An 11225-nucleotide genomic window follows, 5' to 3' on the forward strand; every position below is an offset into this window, starting at 1 on the left:
GGCGTGGCGATAAATTATCAGGGTCGATAGCGCTTAATTGTTCTTCTACTTCAGAAGGTGTATTTTGAGCAACTTCATTATTAAAAGTAAAGGCTTGTTGTTCTGTATTTGGTGCAGTAACGCTTTGATGATTTTCAAGTAACTTAAGTTTTTGCTTTGCTTGTGCAATAACAGCTTTTGGCACACCCGCAAGAGCAGCTACCTGTAAGCCAAAGCTCTTGCTTGCTGCGCCATCAAGTACTGTATGCATAAAGGCGATTGTATCGTTATGCTCTATTGCATCAAGGTGCACGTTTACAAGGCCTGTTGTTTGTTCAGCAAGTTCTGTTAACTCAAAGTAGTGCGTAGCAAATAATGTTTTAGCTGATATTTTTGACGCTAAATGATCGGCTGTTGCATACGCAAGCGAGAGCCCATCGTAGGTACTTGTACCGCGACCAATTTCATCCATTAACACTAAAGACTGCGCCGTGGCATTATTTAAAATAGTCGCTGTTTCGGTCATTTCTACCATGAAGGTTGAGCGACCTGATGCTAAATCATCGCTAGCACCAATACGTGTAAATATGCGGTCAATATTACCTATTTTAGCGCTGTCTGCAGGTACATAACTGCCAATGTGAGCCATTAGTACAATAAGTGCTGTTTGGCGCATATAGGTTGATTTACCGCCCATGTTTGGACCCGTAATAATCAACATTTTACGTTGGCTGTTTAATTCAACAGGGTTAGCAATAAACGGTTCTTTCATTACTTGTTCAACAACAGGGTGACGACCTTGCTTAATGCTTATATTGTCGTTATCGCACAGTTCTGGTTTTGCATAATTGAGTGCAAATGCACGTTCGGCCAAGTTATTTAACACGTCTAAATCGGCCAGTGCTGCTGCCATCATTTGCAGCTGTTCAATATGTGGAGCGATAAATCTGAACAGCTCTTCGTATAGTTGCTTTTCAAGCGCTAAGGCTTTTGATTGGCTACCAAGTACTTTATCTTCGTGCTCTTTAAGCTCAGGAATAATATAGCGTTCGTTATTTTTGAGCGTTTGGCGACGAATGTAGTCGGCTGGCACTAAGTGGGCATTGGCGCGGCTTACTTCAATAAAAAAGCCATGTACGCGGTTATAACCAATTTTAAGCGTACTAATACCCGTGCGTTCGCGTTCACGTAACTCTAGTTGATCAAGTACATCGGTTGCACCTTTACTTAAGTTACGCCACTCATCTAGTTCGCTGTTGTAACCAGGGGCAATAACGCCACCGTCACGAATAAGTACCGGTGGGTTTTCTATCACTGCACGTTCTAATAACTCTTGTAAATCAGGGAGCTCAGGCGAGTGCTTGATAATACCTGTAATACGAGGATCGTTAGCATCACCTAACAAAGTATGCAGTGGCGCAAGTGCTTGTAATGCGCTGCGAAGGCGAGTTAAATCGCGCGGGCGAGCTGTGCATAAAGCTAGGCGTGCAATAACACGCTCTACATCACCAATCTCTTTTAATGATTCGTGTAATTCGCCGCACAGTTGTACATCTAAAATAGCGCTAATTGCATTTAAGCGAGAATTTAGCTCGTCTTTATTACGTACAGGTGTATGAATACGGCGCTTAAGTAAACGAGAGCCCATAGGTGTTGCTGTTTTATCAAGTACCTGGGCAAGTGTATTTTCAAACCCACCTGATAAATTAACGGTAAGTTCTAAGTTTTTACGAGTAGCGGCATCTAAAATAACAGCGTGTTCGTTGTGCTCAAGTGTAATTGCACGAATATGTGGCAGTGCAATACGTTGTGTATCTTTTACGTATTGCATTAAACAACCGGCAGCAACAAGCGCGCTGTGGGCTTTATCAACACCAAAACCAACTAAATCTTTAGTACCAAACTGATCGCATAATAAGTGCTGAGCCGTATCTAAGTCGAACTCCCACTCTGGGCGGCGGCGGGCACCTTTTATATGCTCAATTAAATGAAAGTTTTCAAAGCTTTCGCTATACAGAAGTTCTGCCGGAGCTAAACGCTGAATAGTTGAGCTAAAGGCTTCGTCGGTGTTAACCTCTACAACGTTAAAGCGACCAGAGTTAATATCAAGGTACGCGATACCGTACAGACCTTTTTTACTTTGCCAAACGCTAGTAAGAAGATTGTCTTGTCGTTCTTGTAAAAGCGCTTCATCAGAAATTGTACCAGGTGTAACTATACGAACAACTTTACGATCGACAGGGCCTTTACTAGTTGCAGGGTCACCCACTTGTTCACAAATAGCGACTGATTCACCCATTTGGACTAGGCGTGCTAGGTAGTTTTCTACTGCATGATAAGGTACGCCCGCCATAGGGATAGGATCGCCACCGGCTTTACCGCGATGAGTTTGCGAAATATCGAGTAATTGAGCGGCGCGTTTAGCGTCATCAAAAAAGAGTTCGTAAAAATCGCCCATACGATAAAACAATAAAATATCGCGATGCTCTGATTTTATTTTTAGATACTGCTGCATCATAGGGGTTTGTTGTTTTATAGTGTGTGGTGCATAAAGATCAAACGACATGTATTTACCCAAAGGCTGAATATGGAATTACATCAAGAGATTAAAACACTTGCTGCGCAATTAGGCGCTATTTTAACGGATAAATGCTTATGGATCACTAGTGCTGAGTCATGTACTGGTGGCGGAGTGAGTTATGCCCTTACAGATACGCCCGGAAGCTCTGCTTATATTGACCGCGCATTTGTGACTTACAGCAACCAAGCAAAGCAAGATTTGCTAAATGTAAGTGCAAGCACATTAGCAAAGTACGGTGCTGTGAGCGAACAAACAGTGCGTGAAATGGCATTAGGTGCTATTAAAGCAACAAATGCAAATATATCTATAGCTGTATCGGGTATTGCAGGACCTGGCGGGGCAACTGATGGCAAACCTGTGGGACTTGTGTGGTTTGGCATACAAATTAATGACAAAGTACTGACCTTTAAACAAGTATTCTCTGGTGATAGGGCTCAAGTTAGACTGCAAGCTATTGTATTTGCATTGAAAAGTGTAATAAATGAGATAAAATAAAAAAATTAGCTTGATACTGTGATTTCATACAGTATACTTGATTCCATTAGCTGGATTTGGAGAATAAAATGAACGATAACAAACAAAAAGCGTTGGACGCAGCACTATCACAAATTGAACGTCAATTTGGTAAAGGCTCAATTATGAAATTGGGTGATAACAAAGCGTTAAACATTGAATCTGTATCTACAGGCTCATTAGGTATTGATATTGCTTTAGGCATAGGTGGTTTACCTATGGGACGTATTGTTGAAGTATACGGACCTGAGTCATCTGGTAAAACAACGCTTACTTTACAAGTTATCGCAGAAGCACAAAAAGAAGGCAAAACATGTGCCTTTATTGATGCTGAGCATGCTCTAGATCCAGTTTATGCACAAAAGCTTGGTGTTAACATTGATGAGCTTTTTGTATCGCAACCAGATACCGGTGAGCAAGCATTAGAAATTTGTGACATGTTAGTGCGCTCAAGCGCGGTAGACGTTGTTATTATTGACTCGGTTGCTGCACTTACACCAAAAGCTGAAATTGAAGGCGACATGGGCGACTCGCACATGGGCTTACAAGCACGTTTAATGTCACAAGCATTACGTAAGCTTACTGGTAACATTAAACGCTCTAACACGTTATGTATTTTCATTAACCAAATCCGTATGAAAATTGGTGTTATGTTTGGTAACCCAGAAACAACAACAGGTGGTAATGCACTTAAGTTTTACGCATCTGTTCGTATTGATATTCGTCGTATTGGTTCTGTTAAAGAAGGCGATGAAGTTGTTGGTAACGAAACACGCGTTAAAATTGTTAAAAACAAAGTTGCGCCGCCGTTTAAACAAGCTGAATTTATCATCATGTATGGTGAAGGTATTTCTAAGCAAGGCGAGTTAATTGACTTAGGTGTTAAGCACAAAATTGTTGAAAAAGCAGGTGCTTGGTATAGCTACTGTGGCAACAAAGTTGGCCAAGGTAAATCTAACTCAATTAAGTTTTTGAAAGAAAACCCAGAAATTGCAGATGAGATTGAAGGCAAGTTACGCGAAATGCTTTTACTAAAAGCAACTATTGAACCAGAAGATGGTGAAGATAAGTTAGGCGATGACGCTGACCTTTAACAGCCTAAAATGAGTTTTTAAGCTTGATTTGACCCGAGCATTAAAAAGCGCTAATCAGTAATGATTAGCGCTTTTTTGTTGTTAAAAACTTAAAGTAGATAAAATAAAAACGACACATTAAAAATGTGTCGTTTTTTAATTTAATCTATAAAAAACATGCAGTTACATCACTCATGAGTAGGCACTGCACTAGTGATTACTATACTAAATGAAGAGCAGAACGATCATACGCTATACATTTTAATCAGGAGAAGAGTTAAAGAATGCGACCTAATTAAAATAGAACTTTAAAAGCGATAAGTTAAGCTAACTTTTCCACTAATAGGAGAGCCATAAAAACCGACATTAGCTAAGCTAGTAATATGTTTTTCATCTGTGATGTTATCAATGTTAGCTTGAATTGATAAGTCTTCGCTAGCATCCCATCGAGCAAATGCGTTCATAAGTAAATAAGAATCCTGCTTAACATTGCTGGCTATATTTTCTGTTTTTGATTGCCATTTACCGGCTAAACCAAACTGAAACTCAGGTAGTTGAGGCAGCGTATAATCTAATGAAAAATTAACAACATTTTCAGGTTCCCATTCATGAGAACTGTCGCCTGCGTCATCATTTATATCTAAGTATGTATATGCAAATACAGCATTTAGATCATCAGTTATGTGTCCGGTTAATTCTAATTCAAAGCCTTGGGTATCTTGATCAGCTCCTTTATAGTAAGTAAATCCAGATGCGTTTAGCCCTGCATAAGTTGCAATATTATCTTGTTTTGCACTAAATACGGCAAAGGTTGCAAGTAGTTGATCATCAAACCATTGAGTTTTCACTCCAACTTCGTAATTAACACCTTTACTTGGATCTAAAAAGTTACCATCGTAATCGTACTGCTCTTGTGGCTGATAAATATCGGAATAGCTTACATATACATTAACATCATCATTAATTGCATACGTTGTTGCAAGGTAAGGGCTTACCTCACTTTCATCATTATCTATATCAACGCCTTGGCTAAAGCCTGTGCGCTCATAATCGATAGCGTTAAAGCCCGCAATAACAAATAAGTCACTTGTTAGGTTTAATTTAGTAGAACCAAAAAAACGCTTTAAAGTAACATCAATATCAGCATACTTAGTTCGTTCACCCCAAATAGGTTCAGCAATCGCATCTAATGCGTATGGAAAAGCAGGCGCTAAACCATAAGCTTCAGTTGTTGCTGCATCGTAAGAGTTAGTAAAAGAGTAAGATGTACTTTGTGAAATACTACCACCAAGCATTAACTCATGCTCTTGACCAAACAAGCTGTACTCACCTTTAGCTGTTATATCAAATAAATCAGCTGAGAATTCTGTATCATATCGTCCAGGAATACTGACTAAACCTAAATTAGTTTCACTATCAAACATTCCATAAGCGTCATAAAGGTAAAGTAATTTACTTTGATCTTCTGAGTCTTGGTAATTATAAGTTGTTTTAATTTCCCAGTTATTATCGAATACATAAGTATATTCAATAAAAGCTGTGGTATTAAGAGTATCCCATTTAGTCCACTCTTGGGTTGTACTTGTACTTACATCCCACTGCGTTTGTGTGCCATCGGCATATGAAAGTGGTAATCCTCCCCACATGGTTCCATCTGTATTCGCATCTTGATGTGAAGCACCAAATGAAAGTGTTGAATTACCAGTAAGTTGTCCATCAACTACAGCAGAGAGGTAAGTACGATCGTTTTCTAAACCATCAAGGTATGAATCAGAGCTTTCTGCAGCCCCAACAACACGTGCAGCCCAGCTACCAGAATCTGTTAATAAAAATGAATAATCAGCTTGCAAGCGCTTTAAACCATAAGTACCTACAGAAATACCTACTTCACCTTCATTCTCATTTGTTGGGCGTTTTCGAACATAATTAATAGTACCAGCTGCATTACCAACGCCTGTTAATTGCCCATTAGCACCACGAATAACTTCTATTTTTTCATAACCGTAACTTTCCATAGCACCAGTAACAAGGCCCCAGTTATTAGGTAGACCAACACCATCAACTTGAGTGCTTTTAACATCAAAACCACGAGACGTGTATCGTGTGCGGTTAGTTTCACCTTGTTCTACAGTAATACCCGTAGCCATTTTCAATGCGTCATTAATACTATTTGCTGCAAAGTTTTGAAGTTGCTCTGCGCCAATTACACTAATAGATTGTGGTGTTTCGTTAAGCTCCATAGTTAAACCGGTAGCACCTTGGCTAACTCGATCTTGGCGTACACCTACTATTAATATTTCTTCCATTTGTTCATTGTTATTTTCAACTGTATTCTTAGTTGGTGTTTCTTGCGCTTGAGCTGAAAAACCCATAGCTAAAACTAATGAAGAAAGTGCAAAAGTGCGATTGAGTTTCATGTTTTCCCTTAATTAATATTTAATATTATTTGAGTTTATTTAAATAATTGGGACATTCTACTATTTAGAATTAACAAACTCAAACAAAAACTATTATCATTTGTAAACGCGTTTGCGCTGTTTTAGGGTAAGTTACTTAGTCTGTAAATAATATTATGATTAGGATAAGCGATATGACTTATAAAAATATGGTTGTTTTTTTAACTTAAATTGAATTATAAAAAAAGCGGCCTAGGCCGCTTTTTTAAAGTAGTTAGCTTTTTAGTTATTAAAAAGAGTATTTAACAGAGAATTGTAAACGATCTAAATCGCCATCTACGCCACTTTCAGTTTCACGCTCAGCATGTTTTAGCTCAGCTCCAAATGTTAGGCGTTTAACAGGGGAATATAAAATGTTAGCGCTATAGCTTTGGCTTGATTCAGTCGGATCACCAGAAATAGCTAATAAATCAGTGTTGTTATCAGCAGAGAAGAAAGAGTATAAGAACGTTGAACGCCATTGGCTTGTCCACTTGTGCTGGTAAGCAACAAAACCAGAAGTCGAATCAATGGCATCTAGTTCATCGCCATTAAGTACTGCGCCGTGAGCAACGTTTAAGCCTACGTAACGGCCTAAGCCTTTACCTTGAGTAAGCATAAATTTAAGGTTGTCTTCACCAAGGTTTATTTTACCCGACGCACTAATACCAAAAGATGTTTCATCTGCATCAACACTGCCTACCTTATAGGTAAGTTGGCGAGCAAGCGCTGCAACAACAATGTTACCCCAATCAGCTTTGTGTGTGTAACGAGCTGTAAAGTCAGGCAATGATGCATCATCAGTTACTACCATACCGCTAGTAGTAGAAATTGTACTTTCTGGGTTTTCTAATGAGAAAGACCATGCGCCAGTGGTATATTTAATTTGCGATTGACGAACAAATATAGTGCCTTCAGCTGGGCCTACAAAATCAAGCGTTTCAGCAAGGGCACCCACGTTTTGAAAGTTAGACCATGTTTGACCAAATAACCAACCGTCGTATGTCACAAACGCATGGCGAATACGTGGAGCATAAGAGTTTGATACACGTTCATTGCCGCCAGCAGCTGAGGCTAAAAAATCAATCTCAATTTTAGTGTTAACGGTCTTACCGTTATCCATAACAGTGGCTGTGCCAAAGTTAAAGCGTGACTCGCGAGCATGCATATCAAACACTGCATCTGAGCTGTTATCGTCGCCAACTGTTAGCGTACTTGGTACGTAAAAGTCACGACCTACGTTTGAACCTGCAGGCGCACCCGCTGAATAATCACTCCACATAGAGTCGAGTTTAATGTATCCACCGTAAGTAAATTCGGTATCACCAATTTTTGCAGCAGTTGCCGCGTATGCAGTACTTGATAGTGCACATAGTACAGCGCTTGCTGCCAATGTTTTTAATGGGGTAAATTTCATTGTGGTGTCCTTTATAGGCTACTTGTTATTTGTTACTTTTTTTTCATAGATATTTGTATTACTTGCTACGAGTATTACTTACGAATAAAAAGGGTTGTTAATTTGGCTTTCAATTCACTTTCTATTTTCATTCGTTAAATAAAGCATTTTAGTAAGTACAACAAAATATCTTTATTAGAGTACGACAACACTGTTGAATATGTGCAATATTTACTCAATTACCTATTGGTCTATAAGACTAAGGTTTGAGAGCAGATTAGTTTGTATTTACTTACATTTAACGCGTTGTATTATTTATGTAAAAAAATTGAAAGCAGAAGGATTATAAACTACAAATGAGGAAATTGAAGAGGTGTACAACTAAGGTCTAATACTTAATGTAGCACTGCTGAGTAATCCTTGATAAAAGCTTAAGGCAAGTAATTTAAATGGAGACTAAGATGTCACAAAGTATCTATCCAGTTCCTGCGCATATTAAAGATGCGACTCTTGTAGATAAAAATAAATATAATACGCTTTACAAGCAATCTATTGATGACCCAGAAAGTTTTTGGCGTGAGCATGGCAAACGTCTTGATTGGTCTACCCCTTATACAAAAGTTAAAAACACATCATTCGACAAAGGCCATATAAATATTAAATGGTATGAGGATGGCTACCTTAATGCTTCGTACAATTGTATCGATCGTCACTTAAAAACCAAAGCAGATAAAACGGCGCTTATTTGGGAAGGTGACAGCCCATCTCAAAGTGAGAATATTACTTATCAACAATTGCATGATGAAGTAGCCAAGTTTGCCAATGGTTTAAAAAAGCTAGGTGTTCAAAAAGGTGACCGTGTAGCGATTTATATGCCTATGACGCCTCAAGCTGTTTATGCAATGCAGGCTTGTGCACGTATTGGTGCTATTCATTCGGTTGTATTTGGTGGCTTTTCACCTTCTGCGATTGCAGATCGTATTCGAGATTCGGGTGCCAAGGTCGTTATTACTTCAGATGAAGGGCGCAGAGCGGGTAATTGTGTTCCATTAAAAGCAAATGTAGATGAAGCGGTAGCGCAAGAAACTGTAACCTCAATTGAGCATGTTATTGTGCACCAATTAACTGGCGGTGAAGTTGATTGGAATGAGCACGATATATGGTGGCATGACCTAGTTGCTGATTTACCAGCAAAGTGTGAACCAGAGCCAATGAACGCTGAAGATCCATTGTTTATTCTATATACGTCAGGTTCAACAGGTCAGCCGAAGGGGGTTGTGCATACGACTGGTGGCTACTTAGTTTACTCATCAATGACACATGAATACGTATTTGATTTAAAAGAAGACGATGTGTATTGGTGTAGTGCCGATGTAGGTTGGATCACAGGCCACAGTTACATTGCATACGGGCCATTAGTAAACGGTTGTACACAAGTATTATTTGAAGGTGTACCAACTTATCCAACTGCAGGACGTATGGGCGAAATTGTTGATAAACACGGTGTAACTATTTTATATACTGCGCCTACAGCAATTCGTGCGCTAATGGCGAAAGGTGATGAGCCAACAGCTTCGTCAAATCGCGATAGTTTACGTATTTTAGGCTCGGTGGGTGAGCCAATAAATCCAGAAGCATGGACGTGGTATTACGAGAGTATTGGTAAATCTAATTGTCCGATTGTTGATACGTGGTGGCAAACAGAAACCGGTGGCATAATGATTACGCCTTTACCGGGTGCAACTGATACAAAACCTGGTTCTGCGACACATCCATTTTTTGGTATTGCCCCTGCATTATTTGATGCTGAAGGCAATAACCTTGAGGGTGCTGTAGACGGTAATTTAGTAATTTTAGATAGCTGGCCATCGCAGGCGCGAACGGTTTACAACGACCATGAACGTTTTGAACAAACTTATTTTAGCGCCTACCCAGGTGTTTACTTTACAGGTGATGGTTGTCGTCGTGATGAAGACGGGTATTACTGGATCACAGGACGTGTGGACGATGTACTTAACGTATCAGGCCATCGCCTTGGTACTGCCGAAATTGAAAGTGCTTTAGTTGCGCACGAAGCAGTAGCCGAAGCTGCAGTAGTGGGTTACCCGCATGATATTAAAGGCCAAGGTATTTATGTTTATATTACGCCTAATGAAGGTGTAACAGTAAGCGATGAGTTAACCAAAGAGGTACGTAACTGGGTTCGTAAAGAGCTTAGCCCAATAGCATCACCAGATATGATTCAATGGTCACCGGGTTTACCTAAAACGCGCTCAGGCAAGATTATGCGTCGTATTTTACGTAAAATCGCTGCAAATGAGCACCAACAACTCGGTGATACGTCAACGCTTGCAGATCCATCTGTAGTTGATGAACTAATCGAGAACAGATTAAATCGTTAAATGTGCGTTAAAAACTTGATTACAAGTTGATTCTAAACGTAGTATATCGGCTGTCAGTAAGGGTTTTATACCTAACTGGCAGCCGAATTCATTAGGAGTGAACCATGAGTCAGTTTTTAATAGCGGACGATCATCCGTTATTTCGTGAAGCACTAAAGGGCGCATTGAGCGCAAAATTTGAAGGTTTAGAGGTTTTTGAATCATCCGATTTTGACAGCACACTGCAAGTGTTAAGCGAGCAAGAGGATCTTGATATATTACTGCTAGACCTTCACATGCCAGGTAATGGTGATTTATATGGTCTTATTCGTATTAGAGAAGAATACCCAAGCTTACCAATTGCCGTTGTTTCGGGTAGTGAAGACGCTAATATAGTTTCAAAAGTAATGGGTTACGGCGCTATGGGTTTTATTCCTAAATCGTCATCGTCTGATGATATTGCCAGTGCAATTAACCAAATACTTGAAGGCGATACATGGCTACCAAAAGAGCTAAAAAACAAAGTAGCTGAAATTGAAGGTGAAGATAGAGAAATAGCAGCGCAAGTTGCCTCATTAACGCCTCAACAATACCGAGTACTGCAATATCTGCACGAAGGTTTACTTAATAAGCAAATTGCTTATGAACTGCACATATCAGAAGCAACAGTAAAAGCACACATTACAGCCATATTTAGAAAACTCGGCGTGTACAATCGTACCCAAGCCGTTTTAATTGCCGCTAAATTAAAACTCGAGCCAATAGAGCAGGCATAATTTTTATACAAAAAGAGGCTAAGCCTCTTTTTTTGTCGTTTCATCCTTTTCTTTTCATTTTTATTCGACTAGCTTTTTTTTTGCATGTACT

The 11225-nt window shown here is 39.4% G+C and carries 7 protein-coding genes; 4 read left to right on the top strand and 3 right to left on the bottom strand.

Annotation, left to right across the window (positions count from 1 at the left end; all coding sequences use genetic code 11):
* A partial coding sequence (mutS, locus tag CXF89_RS19485; protein WP_121955521.1) for a DNA mismatch repair protein MutS occupies positions 1 to 2545 on the bottom strand: 2545 nt, incomplete at its 3' end.
* A gap of 21 nt (positions 2546 to 2566) precedes the next feature.
* On the opposite strand from mutS, the gene CXF89_RS19490 reads away from it, so the two are divergent.
* Positions 2567 to 3055: a CinA family protein gene (locus tag CXF89_RS19490; RefSeq protein ID WP_121955522.1), complete on the top strand. Its 489-nt coding sequence runs from the start codon at positions 2567 to 2569 to the stop codon at positions 3053 to 3055.
* Between the two features lie 68 nt (positions 3056 to 3123).
* Positions 3124 to 4167 carry a recombinase RecA gene (gene recA, locus CXF89_RS19495; RefSeq protein WP_007584792.1) on the top strand — a complete coding sequence of 348 codons (1044 nt, stop codon included), beginning with the start codon at positions 3124 to 3126 and terminating at the stop codon, positions 4165 to 4167.
* 287 nt (positions 4168 to 4454) lie between these two features.
* On the opposite strand, the gene CXF89_RS19500 is transcribed toward recA, so the two are convergent.
* Complete coding sequence (locus tag CXF89_RS19500; protein ID WP_121955523.1) at positions 4455 to 6563, bottom strand: TonB-dependent siderophore receptor; 2109 nt, start codon at positions 6561 to 6563, stop codon at positions 4455 to 4457.
* 268 nt (positions 6564 to 6831) lie between these two features.
* On the bottom strand, positions 6832 to 7998 hold the full coding sequence (locus CXF89_RS19505; RefSeq protein WP_010554447.1) for a DcaP family trimeric outer membrane transporter: 1167 nt from the start codon (positions 7996 to 7998) through the stop codon (positions 6832 to 6834).
* 440 nt (positions 7999 to 8438) lie between these two features.
* Between CXF89_RS19505 and acs the strand changes: the two genes are divergently transcribed.
* Together acs and CXF89_RS19515 are read left to right on the top strand one after the other, a co-directional pair.
* The gene (acs, locus tag CXF89_RS19510) at positions 8439 to 10379 is read left to right on the top strand and encodes an acetate--CoA ligase (protein ID WP_121955524.1); all 1941 of its coding nucleotides are present in this window, start codon (positions 8439 to 8441) and stop codon (positions 10377 to 10379) included.
* Between the two features lie 104 nt (positions 10380 to 10483).
* Positions 10484 to 11134, top strand: coding sequence for a response regulator transcription factor (locus tag CXF89_RS19515; protein WP_007584799.1), 651 nt, complete (start codon positions 10484 to 10486; stop codon positions 11132 to 11134).
* Positions 11135 to 11225 lie beyond the last annotated feature (91 nt).

Origin of the sequence: Pseudoalteromonas sp. MelDa3 (assembly GCF_002863625.1) — a bacterium.
Lineage (GTDB): Bacteria > Pseudomonadota > Gammaproteobacteria > Enterobacterales > Alteromonadaceae > Pseudoalteromonas > Pseudoalteromonas arctica.

Bases quoted from the DNA above. Each gene is read 5' to 3' on its own strand.
- CXF89_RS19490 (WP_121955522.1), top strand. From the start codon at position 2,567: ATGGAATTACATCAAGAGATTAAAACACTTGCTGCGCAATTAGGCGCT.
- recA (WP_007584792.1), top strand. From the start codon at position 3,124: ATGAACGATAACAAACAAAAAGCGTTGGACGCAGCACTATCACAAATT.
- CXF89_RS19500 (WP_121955523.1), bottom strand. From the start codon at position 6,563: ATGAAACTCAATCGCACTTTTGCACTTTCTTCATTAGTTTTAGCTATG.
- CXF89_RS19505 (WP_010554447.1), bottom strand. From the start codon at position 7,998: ATGAAATTTACCCCATTAAAAACATTGGCAGCAAGCGCTGTACTATGT.
- acs (WP_121955524.1), top strand. From the start codon at position 8,439: ATGTCACAAAGTATCTATCCAGTTCCTGCGCATATTAAAGATGCGACT.
- CXF89_RS19515 (WP_007584799.1), top strand. From the start codon at position 10,484: ATGAGTCAGTTTTTAATAGCGGACGATCATCCGTTATTTCGTGAAGCA.